At 43.4% G+C, this 21,793-nt stretch carries 21 protein-coding genes; 3 read left to right on the top strand and 18 right to left on the bottom strand.

The window, feature by feature from the left end; genetic code table 11:
• Positions 1–140: 140 nt before the first annotated feature.
• From H0913_RS12270 to trmJ, 11 genes are all read right to left on the bottom strand, one after another.
• Positions 141–593, bottom strand: coding sequence for an enhanced serine sensitivity protein SseB C-terminal domain-containing protein (locus H0913_RS12270; protein WP_181477336.1), 453 nt, complete (start codon positions 591–593; stop codon positions 141–143).
• 113 nt (positions 594–706) lie between these two features.
• Positions 707–2,002 (bottom strand): aminopeptidase PepB, encoded by a 1,296-nt coding sequence (gene pepB / locus H0913_RS12275; protein WP_154602673.1) that lies wholly within the window; start codon positions 2,000–2,002, stop codon positions 707–709.
• A 242-nt stretch (positions 2,003–2,244) separates the two neighbouring features.
• Complete coding sequence (gene iscX, locus H0913_RS12280) at positions 2,245–2,445, bottom strand: Fe-S cluster assembly protein IscX (protein WP_154602672.1); 201 nt, start codon at positions 2,443–2,445, stop codon at positions 2,245–2,247.
• A 7-nt stretch (positions 2,446–2,452) separates the two neighbouring features.
• Positions 2,453–2,785 carry an ISC system 2Fe-2S type ferredoxin gene (fdx, locus tag H0913_RS12285; RefSeq protein ID WP_154639222.1) on the bottom strand — a complete coding sequence of 111 codons (333 nt, stop codon included), beginning with the start codon at positions 2,783–2,785 and terminating at the stop codon, positions 2,453–2,455.
• Between the two features lie 2 nt (positions 2,786–2,787).
• Entirely contained in the window at positions 2,788–4,638 is a 1,851-nt protein-coding gene (gene hscA, locus H0913_RS12290; RefSeq protein ID WP_154602671.1) for a Fe-S protein assembly chaperone HscA, read from the bottom strand.
• A 12-nt stretch (positions 4,639–4,650) separates the two neighbouring features.
• Entirely contained in the window at positions 4,651–5,172 is a 522-nt protein-coding gene (gene hscB, locus H0913_RS12295; protein ID WP_036949485.1) for a co-chaperone HscB, read from the bottom strand.
• A 112-nt stretch (positions 5,173–5,284) separates the two neighbouring features.
• The gene (gene iscA, locus H0913_RS12300) at positions 5,285–5,608 is read right to left on the bottom strand and encodes an iron-sulfur cluster assembly protein IscA (protein WP_036949483.1); all 324 of its coding nucleotides are present in this window, start codon (positions 5,606–5,608) and stop codon (positions 5,285–5,287) included.
• A 204-nt stretch (positions 5,609–5,812) separates the two neighbouring features.
• The gene (iscU, locus tag H0913_RS12305) at positions 5,813–6,199 is read right to left on the bottom strand and encodes a Fe-S cluster assembly scaffold IscU (protein WP_036949481.1); all 387 of its coding nucleotides are present in this window, start codon (positions 6,197–6,199) and stop codon (positions 5,813–5,815) included.
• Positions 6,200–6,223: 24 nt separating this feature from the next.
• Positions 6,224–7,438 carry an IscS subfamily cysteine desulfurase gene (locus tag H0913_RS12310; protein WP_132495564.1) on the bottom strand — a complete coding sequence of 405 codons (1,215 nt, stop codon included), beginning with the start codon at positions 7,436–7,438 and terminating at the stop codon, positions 6,224–6,226.
• Between the two features lie 128 nt (positions 7,439–7,566).
• The gene (gene iscR, locus H0913_RS12315; RefSeq protein ID WP_036949477.1) at positions 7,567–8,064 is read right to left on the bottom strand and encodes a Fe-S cluster assembly transcriptional regulator IscR; all 498 of its coding nucleotides are present in this window, start codon (positions 8,062–8,064) and stop codon (positions 7,567–7,569) included.
• Positions 8,065–8,181: 117 nt separating this feature from the next.
• Entirely contained in the window at positions 8,182–8,913 is a 732-nt protein-coding gene (gene trmJ / locus H0913_RS12320) for a tRNA (cytosine(32)/uridine(32)-2'-O)-methyltransferase TrmJ (protein ID WP_181477337.1), read from the bottom strand.
• Positions 8,914–9,037: 124 nt separating this feature from the next.
• On the opposite strand from trmJ, the gene suhB reads away from it, so the two are divergent.
• On the top strand, positions 9,038–9,841 hold the full coding sequence (gene suhB, locus H0913_RS12325; RefSeq protein WP_154602670.1) for an inositol-1-monophosphatase: 804 nt from the start codon (positions 9,038–9,040) through the stop codon (positions 9,839–9,841).
• Positions 9,842–9,923: 82 nt separating this feature from the next.
• Here suhB and H0913_RS12330 read toward each other — a convergent pair whose 3' ends face one another.
• Both H0913_RS12330 and glyA read right to left on the bottom strand, forming a co-directional pair.
• Positions 9,924–11,075, bottom strand: coding sequence for a 3-phenylpropionate MFS transporter (locus tag H0913_RS12330; protein WP_181477338.1), 1,152 nt, complete (start codon positions 11,073–11,075; stop codon positions 9,924–9,926).
• Between the two features lie 129 nt (positions 11,076–11,204).
• Entirely contained in the window at positions 11,205–12,458 is a 1,254-nt protein-coding gene (gene glyA, locus H0913_RS12335; RefSeq protein ID WP_036949469.1) for a serine hydroxymethyltransferase, read from the bottom strand.
• Positions 12,459–12,808: 350 nt separating this feature from the next.
• Here glyA and hmpA point away from each other — a divergent pair, with 350 nt between their 5' ends.
• Positions 12,809–14,008, top strand: coding sequence for an NO-inducible flavohemoprotein (gene hmpA / locus H0913_RS12340; protein WP_181477339.1), 1,200 nt, complete (start codon positions 12,809–12,811; stop codon positions 14,006–14,008).
• Between the two features lie 142 nt (positions 14,009–14,150).
• On the opposite strand, the gene glnB is transcribed toward hmpA, so the two are convergent.
• From glnB to H0913_RS12365, 5 genes are all read right to left on the bottom strand, one after another.
• Entirely contained in the window at positions 14,151–14,489 is a 339-nt protein-coding gene (glnB, locus tag H0913_RS12345; RefSeq protein ID WP_004921424.1) for a nitrogen regulatory protein P-II, read from the bottom strand.
• A gap of 12 nt (positions 14,490–14,501) precedes the next feature.
• Complete coding sequence (locus tag H0913_RS12350; RefSeq protein WP_154602667.1) at positions 14,502–16,124, bottom strand: NAD+ synthase; 1,623 nt, start codon at positions 16,122–16,124, stop codon at positions 14,502–14,504.
• A gap of 41 nt (positions 16,125–16,165) precedes the next feature.
• Positions 16,166–17,506 carry a two-component system response regulator GlrR gene (glrR, locus tag H0913_RS12355; protein ID WP_154602666.1) on the bottom strand — a complete coding sequence of 447 codons (1,341 nt, stop codon included), beginning with the start codon at positions 17,504–17,506 and terminating at the stop codon, positions 16,166–16,168.
• Positions 17,503–18,192, bottom strand: a complete 690-nt coding sequence (gene qseG / locus H0913_RS12360) for a two-component system QseEF-associated lipoprotein QseG (RefSeq protein ID WP_232368786.1) — start codon at positions 18,190–18,192, stop codon at positions 17,503–17,505. The genes glrR and qseG overlap by 4 nt, the downstream gene beginning before the upstream one ends.
• A 146-nt stretch (positions 18,193–18,338) precedes the next feature.
• Entirely contained in the window at positions 18,339–19,778 is a 1,440-nt protein-coding gene (locus H0913_RS12365) for a sensor histidine kinase (protein ID WP_269749694.1), read from the bottom strand.
• Positions 19,779–20,703: 925 nt separating this feature from the next.
• Here H0913_RS12365 and H0913_RS12370 point away from each other — a divergent pair.
• Complete coding sequence (locus tag H0913_RS12370; RefSeq protein ID WP_181477341.1) at positions 20,704–21,729, top strand: methyltransferase; 1,026 nt, start codon at positions 20,704–20,706, stop codon at positions 21,727–21,729.
• Positions 21,730–21,793: the final 64 nt, after the last annotated feature.

Consider the following 21,793-nt stretch of genomic DNA (forward strand, 5'->3'; position numbering starts at 1 on the left):
CGCAATAATAAGTATGCGCATTAATTGAATACATAATTTAACAGAATGTAACACCAACACCTATCAGACAAAACGGAAAAAACAGCATGAAAAAATAAAGACACGGAGAAGTCCGGTCTTTATTTTGAATAAGGAGAGAATTAGGTATTTTTGATGGGAATACTGTCGCGCAAGAAGCTGCCTAATCGGCGTTGATAAAATGGCGCAACGTGCTGGGTAATAAAGTGGCTTAACCCTTTTTCGTCTTCATTAACGATGCAAAAATCAATGGATTCATCCTCATCGATATATTCGCACGCCGTTGCACCCGCTTCTTGAATAATTTCATCGATATTTTCTGCGCCTGGGACAAATTCCAACGCTATCATCAAAATATCATCAAATTGTTCATCTTCCACTTCTTGGACCGAAACAATAAACGCGCGTCGTACGATTTTATGTTGTTTAAAAAACTCACTGAGCGCCGCTGTCAATTCTTCCGGTTCTTGTTCGAGAACACTTAATTTTAATGAAGAACCTTCCGGCACCGTGAGTTCAGTAAACTGCACATCGGATTGCGAGTCTGTTGTTAGGTTTTGGGATTGTTGCGTCATTCAATATCCTCTACAACCAAAAATAATATCGTCTAAATTCAAAAACCATTCATGTTAAAGAAAAAATCGCAGGCTGCATTGACTGCACCACTGCGATTTCATTATAACGCGAATTATTTTGATTTTTTGAGAAGTAAGTTGGCTAATGTTCTCACACCAATACCGGTTGCCCCTTCTGCCCATAAACTCACTGGTGATTTACGGTAAGTTGCTGAACAATCGATATGTACCCAGTTTTGACGGTAGTTTTCAACAAAGTGAGACAGGAAGGCTGCCGCTGTACTTGCACCCGCAGTATGCGAAGGCGCTGCAATATTGTTCAGATCAGCAAAGCCAGAAGGCAGTTGTTGACGGTGGAATTCCGCTAATGGTAAGCGCCAGAATAATTCGAACTCTTCATCTGAGGCTGACATTAATTCTGCCACGAGTTTGTCATCGAAGCTCAGTACGGAGTGGTAGTCATTACCCACGGCTGTTTTCGCAGCCCCTGTTAAGGTTGCCGCATCGATTAATAACGTTGGTTTCTCTTTGCTTGCATCGATTAAACCATCCGCTAAGACTAAACGCCCTTCCGCATCTGTGTTCATGATTTCAACAGATTTACCATTACGATAACGGATAATATCCCCTAATTTAAAGGCATTACCGCTAACCATGTTGTCTGCGATGCACAGGAATAATTTTACGCGTTTGTTTAAACCACGAGTGATCGCCAGCGCTAAAGAACCCACTAATGTTGCTGCACCGCCCATATCTGCTTTCATTGAGTTCATAGAAGCAGATGGCTTAATGCTATAACCCCCTGAATCGAAGGTAATACCTTTACCCACTAAACAGGCGAACACAGGGGCTTTCTCATCTTTACCTGGGTTGTAATCCAATGCCAGCAATACTGGAGGACGGCTAGACCCACGACCCACAGTATGGATACCTGCATAACCTTGTTCTAATAAGTCATCGCCTTTCACAATGCGGTAACTGATATCTTGAGCGCCCACTTTGCACAGTAAATCAATTGAACGCTGAGCCAATTGCTCTGGGCCTAATTCTTCTGCTGGCGCATTGATAATATCGCGAACCCAATCAATGGTATTGATGCGTTGTTCTAATTCTTTGCGATCCGCTTCTTGCAGTGCTGGCCATTCGATAGTTCTCGCCCCTTTTGGTGCACGGAAACCTTGCCAAAATGCCCAACTTTTTTCTAAGTCCCAACCTTCACCCGTTAATGAAACATTGCGAATACCTTGGCTATCTAACTTACGACCAGCACTTTGTACAGCACACAGTTTACCCGGGTGCTTAAGGTGGATAGTCATGCCTTTATCGTTTGAACTTAATAGAGCGCCTTCACCCCAGCATGGTGCTGCAGGTTCGCATGTAATCATGACTGGCATAATTTGTTTGGTCATTATTTTTCTCACTTTATCCACTAAGTTGATTATTGCGGGATCTTGAATTTAGCTTATCAGTTTCTGCTATCAATCTTTGCTAATTCGCCAACTATACCCTAAAAACAGCAATATTATTGAGTTTAGTTTCTATCAGACTAATAGGTTCTTTTGAACCATTTTATTTTCTTATGCGGTTTGTTACAGGCGAAAAAAAACCGGATGCAACCTATTCAGCGCTATCCGGTTTTTATCCACGAAAATTATTCGTACTCGTCCAGCCAGACTAACAGAATAGCTTCGAGGATTTTCTCGTTCGATTTTTGTGGGTCATCATCAAAGTCTTCTAAGTCACAGATCCATTGGTGCATATCCGTGAAACGCACGGTTTTTGGATCTGTATCCGGGTAAGCATCATAGAGCGCTTCACCGATTTCACGACTGTTTGTCCATTTTAGACTCATAGCTAACTCATTCTCTAGCATGGTTGATAGTATATTTTGGAAGATCGACAACGAGGTCTTCATCCGTAACACGTGCCTGACAGCTTAGACGGCTTTCTGGCTCGAGGCCCCATGCTTTATCTAGCATGTCATCTTCCAGTTCGCTGCTCTCTTCAAGAGAATCAAAGCCTTCACGAACGATACAGTGACAGGTTGTGCATGCGCAGGATTTTTCGCAGGCATGGTCGATTTCAATTCCATTGCGCAGTGCTACGTCTAAAATAGATTCGCCCTCTTGTGCTTCGACTACGGCACCTTCCGGACATAACGTACTATGAGGTAAAAAAACGATTTTAGGCATAATTATATCTCATCCACAGAATGGCCTGACAGCGCCTGACGAATAGATGCATCCATTCGGCGAGCGGCAAATTCTTGGGATTTCTTATCCAGTTGTTTAATTGCATTTTCAATAACAGTAGGGTCTGTGCCTTCTACTGCTTGGATTAACTCATTGACCGCATTATCAATTTCTGTCTCTTCGGTTGGAGTCAGTAAATGTGCATCTTGCTCTAATGCGCTCGTTAAACTTTCAAGCACTCTTGCCGCTTCAACTTTTTGCTCCGCTAGGCGGCGCGCATTTAAATCATCTTGCGCGTTAGTCATTGAATCTTTAATCATGGTTGAAATTTCGGTGTCAGTTAAACCGTAAGATGGCTTAACTTGAATCGATGCGGCAACACCCGTGGATTTTTCCATGGCGCTCACGCTGAGCAAACCATCGGCATCCACTTGGAATGTGACACGAATATGTGCGCCACCTGCCGCCATTGGCGGGATGTCACGCAGCGTAAAGCGGGCTAATGAACGACAATCCGAAACCATTTCACGCTCACCTTGTACAACATGAACGCTCATGGCGGTTTGCCCATCTTTGAATGTCGTGAATTCTTGTGCGCGAGCCACAGGAATGGTGGTATTTCGTGGAATGACTTTTTCTACCAAGCCGCCCATAGTTTCCAAACCTAATGATAGCGGGATCACATCCAAGAGCAGCATGTCGCTGTCTGGTTTATTCCCCACTAAAATATCCGCTTGAATTGCAGCGCCGATAGCCACGACTTTATCTGGATCGATGGAGGTTAATGGTGTTCGACCAAAAAACTCGCCCACTTTTTCACGAACTAATGGTACGCGAGTCGAACCGCCAACCATCACCACATTTAAGACATCGTCATTTTCTACGCCAGCATCTTTTAAGGCACGGCGACATGCCATTAATGTGCGTTTAATATGGGTTTCAATCAGTGATTCAAACGTTTCACGGCTAACCGTACCTTGCCAATTTGGCAGAGTGATTGTCGCGGAATCAGCGTCACTTAATGCGATTTTTGTTTCAGTGGCAATGTTCAATAATTGGCGCGTTAAATGGTGATCCCCTTGAATGGAAAGCCCCGCTTGCTGTGCAATCCACTGCGCTAATACGTGGTCGAAATCATCGCCACCTAACGCCGTATCACCACCTGTTGCCAACACTTCAAAGACACCGCGGCTCAGGCGTAAAATCGAAACATCAAACGTACCGCCACCTAAATCATAAACGGCGATCACCCCTTCTTGACCGGAATCTAAACCATAAGCAATCGCAGCCGCAGTAGGTTCATTCAGTAAACGTAAAACATGCAGACCCGCCAAACGAGCCGCATCTTTGGTGCCTTGGCGCTGAGCATCGTCGAAGTAAGCTGGAACCGTGATCACCACGCCATCCATTTCACCACCGAGAGTTTGCTCTGCACGTTTTGCCAACGTTTTTAAAATATCAGCAGAAACTTGAATAGGATCCACTTGCCCTGCCGCCGTTTGAATAAATGGCAGACCATTTTCGCTAGCTGTTAACTGATAAGGTAAATCCGGGTAACGTTTTTGAATATCAGCTAATGAACGCCCCATCATACGTTTCACTGAAATCACGGTATTGACAGGATCTTGTTCGGATAATTGTTTCGCTTCCCAACCCACAATCCGGTTATCTGCTTGATAATTCACCACAGAAGGAAGCAAATAGCGCCCTTGTTCATCGGGTAATGCCGCCGCTTCACCACTACGAACAGTGGCAATCAAAGAGTGTGTTGTACCAAGATCGATCCCGGCCGCCAATTTACGTTGGTGCGGCGCGGCGGTCATTCCTGGTTCGCTAATCTGTAATAAAGACATAATCGTTTTCTCTTAAAAGTCGTCTAGTAACCGTTCTTCGAGTTGCTCAGCTTGTTGCTGTAACTTATCGAGAAAACGCAATTTTCGGACGGTATCAGCGGCTTTTTCCCACTGCATCGCATCGAGTTCTGAAACCATCAAGGCGCTGCGCGTCTGCTGCATTTGTTTGACATTTTTCATAAAGGCAGACACCCGTTCAAGGGCTTGCGGGCTATTTTCGATGTTATCTAACTCTTCGCGTAATTCGAGTTGCTCCATCAGGAATGCGGTGTCATGCATGGTATGTTGTTCATTATTTATATCAAAACCATGTAATAACAGCATATATTCCGCGCGTTTCAGCGGATGACGAAGGGATTGATATGCCGCATTGATAGTTGCAGCATGTTGGAGTGCTTGCATTTTTTCCTGTTCTGAACAGGTTGCAAAGCGATCGGGATGATATTGTCGCTGTAATTCTTGAAAGCGATGTGTGAGTTGCTCACTGTCAATCGCGTAATTAGGGGTTAGCCCAAAAAGAGTAAAGTAATCCATAAGTGCTCAGTTTCTCGAACCGGGTACCAATGTAGCTAAGCTTAGCTAAAGATCATGTGGTCATTAACGCCACGTTAGTTACATTGGTCAAAGTCATGCTCATTTGAAGACATTATACGTGAAAACTTTCACCGCATCCGCATTCACTGTTAACGTTAGGGTTATTAAATTTAAACCCTTCGTTTAAGCCTTCTTTTACAAAATCCAGCTCAGTGCCGTCTAAATAAACCATGCTTTTGCCATCGACGATGACTTTAACACCTTTGTCTTCAAAAACGGTGTCCTCTTCATTAATTACATCAGCGAATTCAAGCACGTATGCCATTCCCGAGCAACCTGAAGTTCTTACACCCAAACGCAAGCCTTCGCCTTTACCACGATTATTCAAAAAAGATTGAATTCGTTGCGCTGCACTTTCAGTAAGAGAAATCGACATTGCAAACCTCACTTTAGAAACAAACAAGGCAGATGCTAGAAATTATTAGCATCCGCCTTCAAATCATCGGTACAACTCATTATATTTAAAGTTGCATAATAAATACATCTTTAATTAATTTGAGTTTAACTATCAGTCGTGGGCTGTCTATTTTTGTTGTTTATATGCTCTAAGGTACAGCCCTTACTTACTGATATTTATCTATTATTTGCCTTGGCGTTTGCTTTTGTAATCAGCAATAGCAGCTTTGATTGCATCTTCAGCCAGAATTGAGCAGTGAATTTTCACTGGCGGTAATTCTAACTCTTCCGCGATCGCTGTATTTTTGATTGACTCAGCTTCGTCTAAGCTTTTGCCCTTCATCCACTCAGTTACCAGTGAACTTGATGCAATTGCAGAGCCGCAACCATAGGTTTTAAAGCGTGCATCTTCGATGATACCGTCATCATTTACCTTGATTTGTAACTTCATAACGTCACCACAAGCAGGTGCACCTACCATACCGCTACCCACGCTTGGATCATTGTTATCAAATGAACCGACGTTACGTGGATTTTCATAATGATCGATAACTTTTTCGCTGTAAGCCATTTTTAAACTCCTGAAACTGTCTGATTAATGGTGAGACCATTCGATGCTGTTGAGATCTACGCCTGCTTTAAACATATCCCATAAAGGAGACAGCTCACGTAAGTGGCCGATCGCACCATGAATTTGTTTAATTGCATAGTCAATTTCTTCTTCAGTCGTAAAGCGACCGAAAGAGAAGCGAATTGAGCTATGAGCCAGTTCGTCATTCATACCTAATGCACGCAGCACGTATGAAGGTTCTAAGCTTGCAGAAGTACATGCAGAACCCGAAGAAACTGCTAAATCTTTCAGCGACATCATTAATGATTCACCTTCAACATAGTTGAAGCTGACGTTCAGAATGTGCGGCGCACCATTTTCTAAGTCACCGTTAAGGTAAACTTCTTCGATATCTTTAATACCGTTCCATAAACGTAAGCGTAAACCGCGCAGACGTTCCGATTCTTGAGCCATTTCTTCTTTAGCGATACGGTAAGCTTCGCCCATGCCCACGATTTGGTGAACAGGTAAAGTTCCTGAACGCATACCACGTTCATGGCCGCCACCGTGTTGCTGCGCTTCCAAACGGATACGTGGTTTACGACGAACATACAGTGCGCCGATACCCATTGGTCCGTACAGTTTGTGTGCAGAGAATGACATCAGGTCAACTTTTAACGCAGACAGGTCGATAGGCAATTTACCGACGCTTTGGGTGGCGTCAACGTGGAATACGATACCACGGCTACGGCATAATTCGCCGATTGTAGCGATGTCCTGAACAATACCGATTTCGTTATTCACGTGCATGATTGACACTAAAATGGTGTCTTCGCGCATTGCCGCTTCTAACTCTTTCAGGTCAATTAAGCCGTTGCTTTGAGGTGCTAAGTAAGTCACTTCAAAACCTTCACGCTCTAATTGACGGCATGTATCCAGAACGGCTTTATGTTCTGTTTTACAAGTGATGACATGCTTGCCTTTTTTCTGATAGAACTGGGCAGCACCTTTGATAGCTAAGTTATCAGATTCTGTTGCACCTGATGTGAAGACGATTTCACGAGGATCCGCATTCACTAATTCAGCGATTTGATTACGAGCAATATCTACCGCCTCTTCAGCTTGCCAGCCGAAACGGTGTGAACGAGATGCTGGGTTACCAAAATTCCCATCCATTGTTAGACATTGCATCATTTTTTCAGCAACGCGCGGGTCGACAGGCGTAGTTGCTGAATAATCTAGATAAATCGGTAATTTCATTGCTCACATACTCCAAAGGACAAGACAACTTTGCCTTTAATTTTTTAATGACCCCAAAGGTGCAAGCCGCTATAGGCTGGGCTTTTTCACCATTTGGTGATCGACTGCAATTTATAATCTATTTTATATTAGGCACGAACATTGATAATGGATTCTGGCGTAATGCCGTTCGGCATTGTTTTACGCTTTTCATTATCTTGCCTATCAGCAACATCCAGAACTTCTTGGTTCTTAACCAGCTCATCAAGGCTGATGCTGCTAAGGAAACTGGTGATTCTGTCGCTTAGGTCACGCCATAATGCGTGAGTTAAGCAGCGGTCGCCATTTTGACAACCTTCTTTATTACCCTGACAACGGGTTGCATCTACGGATTCATCGACCGCAGCAATTACTTCAGCAACAAAGATTTGGTCTGCATCACGCCCAAGCAGATAACCGCCACCGGGACCGCGAACACTAGAAACTAAATCGTTTTTACGTAAACGAGAGAAGAGTTGCTCAAGATAAGAGAGGGAGATTCCCTGACGTTCAGAAATATCAGCTAAAGGTACTGGACCAGTCTGAGAGTGTAACGCGACATCTAGCATCGCAGTTACTGCGTAACGCCCTTTGGAAGTGAGTCTCATAACATAAATACTCCGTGGTAAAATATGCAGCAATTGTGACATACCTGAGTAATTTGGTCAACTATTTACCTGACTAATTTACTCAAGTATTATGCTCACTTCACCACGGCATTAACCTCATTTTTTCGCCCATTTTTCCATTGATGTCAAAATGCCGCGAAGAATATGCAACTCTTGGGTTTCTACATGGGCACGGGTAAATAAACGTCGCAGTTTATTCATAATTAATCCCGGATGCGCCTTGCGAATAAAGCCCGATTCATTCAATACGCTTTCAAGATGAACGTAGAAACGTTCTAAATCTTCAGCCGGTGGGTATTCTACCTCATCATCGGTCGATGTTTGCGTATTTTTTTCAGCAATTGCCAAATACGCCATGCGAATCTCGTAGCTAACTAATTGAACCGCCATTGCCAAATTCAGAGAACCATATTCTGGGTTGGTCGGAATATACAAATGGTAATTACATTTTTGCAATTCTTCGTTGGTTAAACCGACACGCTCACGGCCAAAAACAATTGCGACCGGTGACTCTTTTGACTGTTCAACTGATTTAACTCCACATTCACGAGGCTCGACCATTGGCCAAGAAAGTGTACGAGAACGTGCGCTGGTACCAATAACTAATTTGCACCCTGCTAATGCTTCATCGAGAGATTTTACGATTTTTGCATTACCAATCACATCACTTGCACCCGCGGATAACGCGATAGCATGAGAATCAGGTTCAACGAGTGGGTTAACTAAATAGAGGTTTGAAAGCCCCATGGTTTTCATTGCACGAGCGGTTGAGCCCATATTGCCAGTGTGTGAGGTTTCAACAAGAACGATACGAATATTTTCTAGCATGGTTTATACGTTGTCATGAAAAATTAATCGCAAGAGTCTAACACAAAATTGCTTATTGTGACGAACATCTATATACTTTGCGTCTCTTGATTTTCGTTCTTTAACATCCCAGTGGAAAATACCCATGCATCCGATGCTTAACATCGCCATACGTGCTGCACGTAAGGCTGGTAATTACATAGCTAAAAACTATGAAGATCCTCAGAACGTAACAGTAACCCAAAAGGGTGCTAACGATTTCGTCACTAACGTTGACCGTGACGCTGAACAAATCATCGTTGATATTATTCGTAAATCTTACCCAGACCACACTATCATCACTGAAGAAAGTGGCGAGTTATTAGGCAAAGATGAAGATATTCAATGGGTAATCGATCCACTGGATGGCACCACCAACTTCACAAAACGTTTCCCTCACTTCTCAGTTTCTATCGCTGTACGCATTAAAGGCCGTACAGAGGTTGCTGCTGTCTATGACCCTATGCGTAACGAATTGTTTACTGCAGTACGTGGTCAAGGCGCTCAAATGAACGGTTACCGTTTACGTATGGCTGAGAAACGCGACCTTGAAGGCGCAGTTGTCGCAACTGGCTTCCCATTCAAACACAAGCAACACGCTCCTATCTACATGAACATCATGGGCAAAATGTTTGACCAATGTGCAGATTTCCGTCGCACGGGTTCAGCAGCTCTGGATTTATGCTATGTGGCTGCGGGTCGCGTTGACGCTTACTTCGAAATCGGTTTAAAACCATGGGATTTCTTAGGTGGCGAACTAATCATGCGTGAAGCGGGCGGGATCATGACTGACTTCGTAGGCGGTCATAACTATTTAGCATCAGGTAACTTAGTCGCAGGTAGCCCACGCGTTGTTCGCGATATTCTGGCTGCAATGAAAGATGAATTATCTGAAGCATTAAAACGTTAATTTAATCCTCGTTAAATTTGCTAAAAAGGGCGCTAGTGAAAACTAAGCGCCCTTTTTATTATTGCGTTACGGTAACTCCAGTCTAAGACTGAGCCGTCACTCTTGGTCGAATAAACAGCGCAGGCACAGCCAAGAGCGCCATCAAATAAAACACGACGCCATGTTGGTCAGGCATACGCTCATAAATATACCCCACCATAATAGTAACCACCGCAAGCCCGCCTCCAGTCGCTAAGGCAGAATAAGCCCCTTGCAACGGTATAATTTCATTTTCTTTACGCGCACTAATAAATCGCATCGCCGCTAAGTGGCAAACGGTGAAGGTTCCACTGTGTAATATTTGCACAATAATTAACACAGGCAATGCAGTAAATGCCCCCATCATTCCCCAGCGGATAATCCCACACACTGCGGATAATAAAAGTAAGTTACGGGCACTCCAGCGTCGGAATAATCGATGGCTCAGCATAAAGACGATCACTTCGGCCACCACACCCAGCGACCATAAATTACCGATCACTAAATCAGAATAACCCGCTTCTTTCCAGAACAACGAAGCAAACCCGTAATAAGCGGCATGCGCACCTTGCAATAAAGTCACACAGATTAAAAACATCAGTATATTTTTATCTGCGATCAGTTGCTTGAATGAGACTTTATTTGCACCTTCCGCTTTTGCTACTCCCGCTGGCATAATCGCAGGTTTCAACATGGCTCCCAATAATAGGGCGGCGCAGCTGATCACTAATGCGACCATTATCGAGGTATGTCCCCACACCCCAGCAAAATACCCCATTGATGACGAGCCAATAATAAAGGCAATTGAGCCCCAAACTCGGATTTTGCCGTAATCAAACGTAAATTGTTTCTGCCATGTTCCTGCTAATGAGTCCCCTAATGGCACCATAGGAGCAAAAAATAGGTTTAATCCAATCATGACAAACATCAGCCACGCCCAATGGGAGCCGAATGAAAATCCAATGGAGAAAATAAGGGAAAGCGCTGCCAGTAATCGTAATGCATTGATCAGTTTGGAAGGCTCTTTAACCTGGGGAGTGATAAACATCGCACCGAGAAAACGCGCCGCAAGTCCAATACCTAACAAAAGCCCTATCATTTCTGCATCTATTCCCTCACCTTGTAGCCACACGGACCAAAATGGTAAGAAAATACTGTAGGCAAAAAAGTAGGTAAAATAATCAATCGCTAGCCAACGCGTTGATGGAATAACCATCACTCCTCCCTTATTTTCATCTTCCCCTACTATTGAGGGGTTTAAAACGGACAACAAAAAACCCGCTTTTACCAAATGTAGAAGCGGGTTTATCGTGCTAATTCACTGCACGCTATTGGTTAATTACCATTATGCGTAAACTGGGTATTTTTTGCAGATAGCTAATACTTTCTGTTTAACAGCTTCAATGGTTGCTTCGTCATTGAGGTTGTCCAGAATATCACACATCCAGCCAGCTAGCTCGCGTGCATCTGCTTCATTGAAGCCACGACGTGTAATTGCAGGAGAACCGATACGCACACCAGAAGTGACAAATGGGCTCTTCGGATCGTTAGGTACGCTGTTTTTGTTTACCGTAATGTTTGCGCGACCCAGTGCAGCGTCAGCATCTTTACCAGTAATATCTTTGTCAACTAAGTCAACTAAGAACAGGTGGTTTTCAGTACCGCCAGACACCACTTTAAAGCCACGTTTTTGGAAAACTTCTACCATTGCTTTCGCATTTTTTGCAACTTGCTGTTGGTAAGTTTTGAACGCAGGCTCCATCGCTTCTTTCAGTGCTACCGCTTTACCTGCGATAACGTGCATCAGAGGGCCGCCTTGTGAACCTGGGAATACCGCAGAGTTCAAACGCTTATACAGGTCTTCGTCGCCGCCTTTAGCTAAAATCAGACCACCACGTGGGCCCGCTAAAGTTTTGTGTGTTGTTGTCGTAACGACGTGAGCATGTGGAACAGGGTTAGGGTAAACACCCGCCGCCACCAGACCCGCAACGTGTGCCATATCAACGAACAGGTAGGCACCGATGCTGTCAGCGATTTCACGCATTTTAGCCCAATCAACCACACCAGAATATGCGGAGAAGCCGCCGATGATCATTTTTGGTTGATGTTTTTTCGCTTGAGCCGCGATATCGTCGTAATCGATTTTACCGCTTTCATCGATACCGTAAGGAACGATGTTATACAGTTTACCGGAGAAGTTTACTGGAGAACCGTGAGTTAAGTGACCGCCGTGCGCCAGGTTCATACCTAATACAGTGTCACCTGGTTGCAGCAGCGCCATATAGACCGCAGCGTTAGCTTGTGAACCAGAGTGTGGCTGTACGTTTGCGTAGTCAGCACCAAATAACTCTTTCGCGCGGTCGATAGCTAATTGCTCAACCACATCAACGAATTCACAACCACCATAATAACGTTTAGTTGGATAACCTTCCGCATACTTATTGGTCAGCTGAGAGCCTTGAGCCTGCATAACTCGTGGGCTGGTATAGTTTTCAGAAGCAATTAATTCAATGTGTTCTTCTTGACGTTGTACTTCTTTTTCCATTGCTTCCCACAGTTGTGGGTCGTAATCTGCAATATTCATTTCACGCTTTAACATTCGCTTCTCCTGCCTCAGCAATTCAATAAGGTAACAATCAATTCAACTTAATGACTGACAGTGTAAACTCTTTTTCGTCGTTGAGATAGCCCCTAAGAAAAAATATACGCAAACGATTGCATTAATTTTTTTGCTTTCAGATACCTTTAAACAACACAAAATATAATAGCGCACATTTCAATAATACCGAGACGAATATCTAACTTTGCTAGCTACCTCTAATTTTGCGGTGAATTCCCCCACTTTTTGATGCGTTAATTATTTACATTTCCCGCTAAATATTATAAGTTGCATACAAAATACATGTTTATAAATTCATAATATTATGAAAATAATTCAGGAGTACCTGTATGCTTGACCAACAAACTATCGCCACAATTAAATCCACCATCCCTGCCATCGCAGCAACTGGTCCTAAATTAACCGCTCACTTTTATGACAGAATGTTTAAACAACATCCTGAGCTGAAAGATATTTTCAATATGAGAAATCAAACGAATGGCGATCAGCGTGAAGCCCTATTCAACGCTATTTGCGCTTATGCAGTCCATATTGAAACCCCTGAAGCGTTAATTGGCGCAGTGGAGAAAATTGCCCAGAAACATGCCAGTTTAAATATCAAACCTGAGCACTACCCAATTGTTGGGGAAAACCTGCTCGCTGCGATTGATGAGCTGCTGAGCCCAGGCCAAGAAGTGTTAGACGCATGGGGAAGAGCTTATGGCGTGCTGGCGGATATTTTCATTAACCGTGAAAGCACGATTTACCGTGAAAATGCGGTAAAGTCCGGCGGATGGGAAGGTTTACGTGAATTCAAAGTCACTAAAAAACAACCTCAAAGTGCTGTTATCACCAGTTTTGAACTCACTCCGGTAGATGGTAAAGCGGTGGCGGATTATCGTCCAGGGCAATATATTACTGTGTACCTGAATGAAAATAGTTTTGAAAATCAAGAAATTCGCCAGTATTCACTCACTACTGCGCCAAATGTGAAAACCTACCGTATTGCGGTGAAACGTGAAGAGCAAGGCACCGTTTCTGGCTTCTTACATCAAAATCTCAATGAAGGCGATATTGTTCGTTTAGCGCCACCATGCGGTGATTTTTACCTTGATGTCGAACCGAAAACGCCAGTGACTTTAATTTCTGCTGGCGTCGGCTTAACACCAATGCTCAGCATGCTTAACCACCTCACCATGCACCAACATCAAGCACCTGTGAATTGGCTACATGCTGCTGAAAATGGGGATGTACACGCTTTTAATCAAGAAGTTAGCCAGTTGATATCACAACATACCCAAGGTCATTCAGCAGTTTGGTTTAATCAACCAGCGCCACAAGATCAACTGGGTGAAGATTACCAATACCGTGGATTACTGGATTTAACACAAGTTAAAGAGAAAGTGCTTCAGCCAAATATGCAATTCTATTTCTGTGGACCTGTCGGCTTTATGCAACATGTTGGAAAGCAGTTAATTGAAATGGGTATTGCTGCTGATAACATTCATTATGAGTGTTTTGGCCCTCATAAAGTATTACCGTTAAATTAATCGCAGTTATTCATTATAGTGAATTGTTTTTAAAACTTTAGTTATAAATATTTTTTAATTTTTGCGGTAACGGACTCGCATATAAATATATTATCATCCCATGTAGGATATATTTATCCCGTTACCGCATTTTTCATTCTAGTTAAATCGCTTCTTCATCCTGCTCACCCGTACGAATACGAATGACGCGAGCGACATCATACACAAAGATTTTTCCATCACCGATTTTACCGGTTTGCGCCGTTTGCATAATAGTTTCTACACAGCTTTCAACAATATCATCCGGCACAACGATTTCAATTTTTACCTTTGGTAAAAAATCCACCATATATTCCGCGCCACGATACAGTTCAGTGTGACCTTTTTGGCGACCAAAGCCTTTCACTTCAGTCACCGTCATACCCGTGATCCCCACTTCGGCTAACGCTTCGCGCACATCATCAAGTTTGAATGGCTTTATAATTGCATCAATTTTTTTCATTTTCAGTTCCTGTTATGACCAGTTTTTACGGCCAAAACCTGAGGTAATCGGATAACGACGATCTTTACCGAAATTACGCATTGTGATCCGCGGTCCAACAGGAGCCTGACGGCGCTTATATTCGTTAATATCGACAAGACGCACAACTTTGCGAACAATTTCTCTATCAAATCCGAGCTTGATAAGGTCAGCTACAGATAAATCTTTTTCTACATAACCGTCTAAGATGGCATCTAACACATCGTAAGGCGGTAAACTATCTTGGTCTAATTGCCCTGGAGCCAGTTCCGCTGAAGGTGGTCTATCAATCACGCGCTGCGGAATTGCTGGCGATATTGTATTACGATATTTAGCCAGTTCAAAGACCAGCGTTTTTGGCACATCTTTAAGGACATCGAAGCCCCCCGCCATATCACCATACAACGTTGAATACCCAACTGCGGATTCGCTTTTATTGCTGGTCGTCAATACTAAACGGCGACGCTTATTGGACATCGCCATTAAGATCACGGCGCGACAACGAGCTTGTAAGTTCTCTTCCGTGGTATCCGGTTGAGTGCCTTCAAACAATGGTTGCAATTGCGTCATAAAAGCATCAAACATTGGTTCGATGGAGACGATATCAAACTCAACACCCAGTAATTCCGCTTGCTCTTTAGCATCATGGATGCTCATTTCAGAGGTGTAACGGAACGGCATCATAACGGCTTGAACCCGATCTTTACCGATAGCATCCGCCGCAATCGCCACAGTTAATCCTGAATCAATCCCACCGGATAACCCTAAAATCGCCCCATTAAAGCCATTTTTGTTGATGTAATCGCGGGTTGCTAACACTAATGCTTGATACACCTGCGCAATTTGAGACGCTTCAGGCTGCTTCGGCTGCTCAGTCACTAATTTCACATCTTCAAAGGTGACTGTCGCCACTTGTTCCGCAAACTCAGCCATTTGGTAGACTTGCTTGCCTTTGTTTGCTAGCACTTTCGAGCCGCCATCAAACACGAGTTCGTCTTGTCCACCGACTTGGTTAAGATAGACAATCGGTAAACCGGTACGCTGAGCATGTTCCACCAGCAGATCACTGCGAATGTGCTCTTTGTTTAAATCATACGGTGAAGCATTAATGGTGAGAACTAACTCAGCACCCGCCCCTTTCACCGCATCAATCGGCTCGTCATACCAAATATCTTCGCAAATCAGTAAACCGAGCTGATAACCTTTGAATTCCACCACGCAGGTTTTTTCCGCTGCAGTGAAATAACGAGGCTCATCAAAAACACCATAATTAGGCAGCTCTTGCTTAAAGTAACGGGCTAATAGCTTGCCTTGGTAGAAAAATGATAATGCGTTATAAATTTCATTATCTTCGTACCACGGGTGACCCACGATGATCCCGCATTGACCGCTAGCTTGTTGTAAACGTTTTAATTGCGCGGTGCAACGCTCTTCAAAATCGTGGCGGAAGAGTAAATCTTCAGGGGAGTACCCTGTTAGAGCCAACTCAGAAAACATGACAATATCAGTATTTTCAGCCTGTTCTTCAACAGTTTGCAACATACGATCGCAGTTGCCTTCGATGTCGCCAACCAGCCAGTTAAGTTGTGCCAGTGAGATATTAAGCTTACGGCTCATAACGTGTTTGTTCTCCCTTAATCCTTTAGGCTATAAAGGTTTTATTCTTTAAAATCATTCGCTTCTAAATCGTGACGCCCAAGTAATTTATAAAACTCGGTACGGTTGCGTCCCGCCATGCGTGCAGCTTGGGTCACGTTGCCTTTGGTCATCTGCAATAATTTACGCAGATAATTTAATTCGAATTGGTTACGCGCCTCCACAAAGGTCGGTAGCGCCGTATTTTCGCCTTCCAGAGCTTGGCTAACGAGGGCTTCGCTGATCACTGGAGATGTGGTCAATGCGACACACTGCTCAATCACGTTCACTAACTGGCGCACGTTTCCGGGCCAGCTTGCGGTCATCAAGCACTTCATTGCATCACTCGAAAAACTGCGCACAAAGGGTTTATGGCGGCTCGCTGCTTCACGTAATAAATGATTAGCTAATAATGGAATATCTTCCGAGCGTTCATTCAACGCAGGGATCCGCAAGTTCACCACATTCAAACGATAATAGAGATCTTCACGGAACTCGTTTTTTTCCATCGCTTTCGGTAAGTTACGGTGGGTCGCAGAAATAATGCGTACATCAATATCTAAATCGCGATTACTTCCTAGCGGGCGAACTTTACGTTCTTGTAGAACACGCAGCAATTTGACTTGCAGCGGCATCGGCATATCACCAATTTCGTCTAAAAAGAGCGTCCCACCGCTGGCAGCAAAAAACAGCCCTTCACGGCTACTGACAGCTCCCGTAAACGCGCCTTTAGCATGTCCAAACAGTTCAGATTCCAGTAATTGTTCCGGTAATGCGCCACAGTTAATTGCGATAAACGGTTTATGAGCACGTGGGCTAACTTTATGAATCGCTTGCGCTAATACTTCTTTCCCCGTACCACTTTGCCCATTAATCAGCACACTCACATCCGATTGTGCCACCATATGCGCCTGCTCAAGCAAGCGGATCATCAGCGGGCTACGAGTGACAATGCCAGCGCTCCACTCTTCATCACTCATCGGTGAGGAAGATAATGCTAACGCTTCATCAATGGCTTTATAAAGCGCATCTTTATCAACGGGTTTGGTTAAGAAACTAAACACCCCGCGCTGCGTTGCCGCAACCGCATCAGGGATCGAACCATGAGCAGTGAGAATAATCACCGGAAGATTCGGATGGGCTTTTTGCACTTCATCAAACAGCGCCATGCCGTCCATTTCATCCATGCGTAAATCGCTAATAACGAGGTCGATTTTTTCTTTCTGGAGTAATTTTAGTGCTTCAGGCCCACTTTCCGCTGTTGAGACTTTAAAACCTTCACTGCTCAAACGCATACCAAGTAATTTTAGCAGGCTAGGATCATCATCCACCAAAAGTAAGTTAGCTGACTTACGGCCGGTCATTGTGCTTTATTCTCCGAGGAATTTTGTTCGGCTGGGGCTGGCTTCGTTTCTGCTGGCGCAGCAACAGCGGCTTCATCTTCTTTTTCAACTTCATTCGCATTTTTCTTACGAGAAGAGAGCTGGCGTTCGATATCCGTTAAGTTTTCTAACTTGCGGGAAGTATTATTAAGCTCAAAACGCAGCTTGGCATTATCTTCTTTTAGACGGTCAAGCTTTGCATCCATCTCCTGCTGCATACGTTTATAACGGGCATTCGCATCTGCAAGGTTGATCACTTGAACCTGCTGCTCGCGCCACAATTGCAATAATGGGCGAATTGGCGTTGGGAAGCTCAAACTATAGGTATTGATGCTATCAAGCATTTGGCGACGTTCAGCGATTGTCGGCTCAGCTGAACCTAATAGAATGTTTTTAGTAAATGAAGTAGACCAATCATTCACTTCAATCTTTTTCGCTTCAGCACGGGCTTTGTCAGCATCCATTCTGTCCACACAGCCCATCATACGTAACCAATAGAGGGCATTTTCCTGTGAAACAGGTTCTTGATTTTCCCAAATTGATTCACAAGAAGCGTAACGGTAATCCGTGGTTTTCACTTCGGGGATAACGACTTTGGCGAGAGTTTCTAATGGTGATTGACCGTTCTTCGCCACACACCCCGTTAAAATGAGCGAGAATAAAATCATTCCCAAAGGAGTACCTACGCGGGAAGACTTAATACTTGTCCCACGGCGAATTGAGATTGTTTTTGTCTTTAACAATCTCGCTTTTGTCTTCAACAATATTGCGTTACACAATACCGTCAAAAAATTTGTAGACCTGTTTTGCATTATTATTCGTTCTCTGCGGTTAAAGGCAATTCAATTCGGAAGCAAACATCCGCGGATTTATGTGGCACTAATGATAATTCACCACCCATCTGCTTAATACAATCTTGCGCGATGCTAAGCCCTAACCCACTTCCTTTGACGGCGCCTTTTCTTTGGAGGCTGCCTTGATAGAAAGGTTCAAAAATCATATTTTGCTCAGACTCAGGGATAGGCGTGCCCGTATTGGCAACCTCAATGAGTAACTTATTCCCCGTCCTGCGGCTTGAGATCCAAATATTACCTGATTCGCCACCATAGTGCACCGCATTGGAGTAGATATTATCAATAACCCTTCCGAGTAAGGTCGGTTCTGCAAGGCAACGGTCCACCTTTAAGCGAACATCAGTGGTAATATCTTTCGCTCTTGCGGGTAAATTATGTGCATTAACAATATCTTCAATAAGCTTTTTCAAATCGACTTGCTGGGCAACGGGCGGCTCATCGACTAATTTCCGATTATAGTCAAGAAGCTGTTCAATAAGTTGCTGAAGATGCTTACTGCTCTGGTCAAGAATATCAACGACCTCTTTTTGCGAGCTAGTTAACGGACCTGCAACCTCATCCGCCAACAACTCCGTCCCTTCTCGCATACTGGCTAATGGCGTTTTCAGCTCATGGGAAATATGACGTAAAAACTCATGGCGCTGGGATTCTAACCAAGCCAATCGCTCACTTAACCAAATAATTCGCTGAGCAATGATCCGCAGCTCTCTTGGGCCTTTAAAGCGGTCAGTATCATTTTCCAGAGTCAATCCTGTTCCTAAACGGTTAATCATTCGCTCAATGATTTTAACCGGGCCGATAATCATACGAGTAAATAAGGTCACCAACAGTGCGCTTAGCAAGAAGAGGATCAGTGTTTGCCAACCAAATAATTGTCCTTTATTCGCAATGGCTTTTTGAAGCTGTTCACCGCGGCTAAAAATAACCTCTCGAGTTTGCTGAACGACAGCCGTATTTTGCGCTGAGAATTGCTCTAACACTTTAGTCGTGGCTTCCATCGGTTCATTATTTTCACAACTAATCGCTTTCAGCTTTTGCAGCCCAGTAAAGAGCCCTAGCACTTCAGGTGTCTCTGGCAAAATAGTTTTTTGGCGTTCCAGCATCTGTTCATAATCAGCAAACTGCTTTTCATACTGCGTCTGTAAGGCTTTATCTTGCAATACACAATACTGGCGATAGCTGCGCTCCATTTCCAGCGCGAGGCTACTCATCGCTTCACTGCGCCGAGCATCAAGCAGCGTAGTTTTATTGATATCCGCAGCCTGGTTACTCAATTGTTCTAGACTTTGATAAGCCTGATAAGCCAATACCAATAATGGTAAAAGGACTAACCAAAAAGCCATGACCACTAACTGCCGCAATGAGCGCGGAAAAAGACGCAATTTACTCAACGCATTCATCTCTTGCCTATTTATATGTAATTCAATGGTAGCAGAACTCCCGTTAATGCGAAAAGTGCTGTTTACATTGATGATAGATAAACCAATAGACAAATAGATAGCAATGAACATGCCAAAAAAGTAACTGAAACGTGAATGATTTCAGATAAATAGATTAAATATACCGCGATTGAATGGAAGGGTTAATTTGATAGAAAGGAATGTTGATGCCCCAGAAATGGGAAGGCGGAGGGAAGAATTGCTTCTCACCTCCGCCAGCGATACTCGGCATTACGCTTGAATGTCGATTTTTTGCATATGATTATGTCTTTCATTAAAGATAATCATATAGGTGGTGCCTCACTCCACGTGTCGCCCTGTGTTTGATAAGGCTCGAAAGCGAATATCGATGATATCGGACGGTAGGCACCTTACTTTGGCATCATTCGGGTTTTATGTGGTATGTTCCCATTTGCTAGGTTTCCCCAAGCTTGGACCTACATAAGCAATTGAATGAGCAACTAACAAACATTATGCACAACCCATGCCAACTTTTCAATGAAATTATTATTTCATTGATTTTTATATGAATTTATTTTCTTACTCATTTACATCATTTCTGAATTGCTCTGAATACAGAAAAACACCACTTACCCACCACAAATCTGTCTCCAATTTAAGACAGTGAATCCCCTCATTTTTAAATAACTTATTTATCAATAAGATAAATGTCTCCTTTTAGAGACACCAAAGATCCATGTTTGTCGCCAATATTAGACATTTAGGTTAAGTCGCATTCGGGTAACAATGAAAGCTAGTGTAACCTAGTGATCTTATTGTTTTTTATATTGGCATAGTTAATTTATAGTTTTGATGGTTTCTCCCTTCCCTACGATACTTCAAGTTCCTAATAAAAATACCCTATTCATTTATATACGGAGACTCTATGAGCTTGTCGTTATCTCACTCTTTTTCTCATCTGGAACCTGGCGTTCGATTAATTCACAAATCCGTTGGTTTTATTTTTCAGGCAGCCTTACGTGCGGCAGTAAAATTAGAGTTGGCTGAACATCTGCAAAATGGCCCTCAAACCGCTGAGCAAATCGCACAAAAAATTGATGCAAATGCCACGATGATCCATCAGATTCTACGCCTACTTGCCACGCAAAATATTTTCTCCGCTATTGATGATTGCCAATTCACGCTAACTCCGGATGCTGAATTTCTGCTAGCCGAACATCCTTATTCGATGCGAGGAGCCATCTTAATGCTTACTGACCAAACATTTTGGCTACCTTCATTATATTTCTCAGAGGTGGCTCGAGGAGAACCCGTTTTTGAACATATCTTCGGCAAGTCCTTTTTTGATTACTGGGAAAAACAAGCTAACGCCGCTGATAATTTTCATGATGGCATGGCATCACTCTCACGAATTGAAATTCCATCGATCATCGCCCAATATGCGTTCCCGGAAAATAGCGTAATCGCCGATATTGGTGGCGGAACTGGAGGGTTACTCCTCGAAATATTGAAGAACAACCCCAAAACACAAGGCATTCTCTTTGATCTGAAAGCCGTGGTTGACAAACACATTCTGCATGATTTAAACGAAGATACACGCTGGACCATTGAAAATGGCTCTTTCTTTGAAAAAGTTCCTAGTGCGGACTTTTATATCTTAAAAATGATAGCCCATGACTGGAACGATCAACAACTAGTGAAAATATTCAACGTCATCCGTAACGCCATGAAAGATGACTCAAAAATCCTACTAATTGATTACCATTTCCCACACAGTAACCACCTTCATGTTGGAAAATTAATGGGACTTTTATGCACCAACATCAACGTGGGTGCTGATGAACGTTCTAAAGAAGATTTTGAGCTGCTATTGCATCAAGCAGACTTAAAAGTCACCAACTTTATTAAAACTGACTGTGATTTATCAATTCTTGAAGCCCAAATAAGCTAATTCCTTTCTCACACTCGCTTTCACGGTATTTTAGCAGCGAGTGTATAGTCATTCACCAAAACCT

This window comes from Providencia rettgeri, from assembly GCF_013702265.1.
GTDB classification, from domain to species: Bacteria; Pseudomonadota; Gammaproteobacteria; order Enterobacterales; family Enterobacteriaceae; genus Providencia; species Providencia zhijiangensis.

Excerpts from the sequence above, each read along its gene's own strand:
- H0913_RS12270 (WP_181477336.1), bottom strand. The coding sequence starts at position 593 with ATGACGCAACAATCCCAAAACCTAACAACAGACTCGCAATCCGATGTG.
- pepB (WP_154602673.1), bottom strand. The coding sequence starts at position 2,002 with ATGACCAAACAAATTATGCCAGTCATGATTACATGCGAACCTGCAGCA.
- iscX (WP_154602672.1), bottom strand. The coding sequence starts at position 2,445 with ATGAGTCTAAAATGGACAAACAGTCGTGAAATCGGTGAAGCGCTCTAT.
- fdx (WP_154639222.1), bottom strand. The coding sequence starts at position 2,785 with ATGCCTAAAATCGTTTTTTTACCTCATAGTACGTTATGTCCGGAAGGT.
- hscA (WP_154602671.1), bottom strand. The coding sequence starts at position 4,638 with ATGTCTTTATTACAGATTAGCGAACCAGGAATGACCGCCGCGCCGCAC.
- hscB (WP_036949485.1), bottom strand. The coding sequence starts at position 5,172 with ATGGATTACTTTACTCTTTTTGGGCTAACCCCTAATTACGCGATTGAC.
- iscA (WP_036949483.1), bottom strand. The coding sequence starts at position 5,608 with ATGTCGATTTCTCTTACTGAAAGTGCAGCGCAACGAATTCAATCTTTT.
- iscU (WP_036949481.1), bottom strand. The coding sequence starts at position 6,199 with ATGGCTTACAGCGAAAAAGTTATCGATCATTATGAAAATCCACGTAAC.
- H0913_RS12310 (WP_132495564.1), bottom strand. The coding sequence starts at position 7,438 with ATGAAATTACCGATTTATCTAGATTATTCAGCAACTACGCCTGTCGAC.
- iscR (WP_036949477.1), bottom strand. The coding sequence starts at position 8,064 with ATGAGACTCACTTCCAAAGGGCGTTACGCAGTAACTGCGATGCTAGAT.
- trmJ (WP_181477337.1), bottom strand. The coding sequence starts at position 8,913 with ATGCTAGAAAATATTCGTATCGTTCTTGTTGAAACCTCACACACTGGC.
- suhB (WP_154602670.1), top strand. The coding sequence starts at position 9,038 with ATGCATCCGATGCTTAACATCGCCATACGTGCTGCACGTAAGGCTGGT.
- H0913_RS12330 (WP_181477338.1), bottom strand. The coding sequence starts at position 11,075 with ATGGTTATTCCATCAACGCGTTGGCTAGCGATTGATTATTTTACCTAC.
- glyA (WP_036949469.1), bottom strand. The coding sequence starts at position 12,458 with ATGTTAAAGCGTGAAATGAATATTGCAGATTACGACCCACAACTGTGG.
- hmpA (WP_181477339.1), top strand. The coding sequence starts at position 12,809 with ATGCTTGACCAACAAACTATCGCCACAATTAAATCCACCATCCCTGCC.
- glnB (WP_004921424.1), bottom strand. The coding sequence starts at position 14,489 with ATGAAAAAAATTGATGCAATTATAAAGCCATTCAAACTTGATGATGTG.
- H0913_RS12350 (WP_154602667.1), bottom strand. The coding sequence starts at position 16,124 with ATGAGCCGTAAGCTTAATATCTCACTGGCACAACTTAACTGGCTGGTT.
- glrR (WP_154602666.1), bottom strand. The coding sequence starts at position 17,506 with ATGACCGGCCGTAAGTCAGCTAACTTACTTTTGGTGGATGATGATCCT.
- qseG (WP_232368786.1), bottom strand. The coding sequence starts at position 18,192 with ATGATTTTATTCTCGCTCATTTTAACGGGGTGTGTGGCGAAGAACGGT.
- H0913_RS12365 (WP_269749694.1), bottom strand. The coding sequence starts at position 19,778 with ATGAATGCGTTGAGTAAATTGCGTCTTTTTCCGCGCTCATTGCGGCAG.
- H0913_RS12370 (WP_181477341.1), top strand. The coding sequence starts at position 20,704 with ATGAGCTTGTCGTTATCTCACTCTTTTTCTCATCTGGAACCTGGCGTT.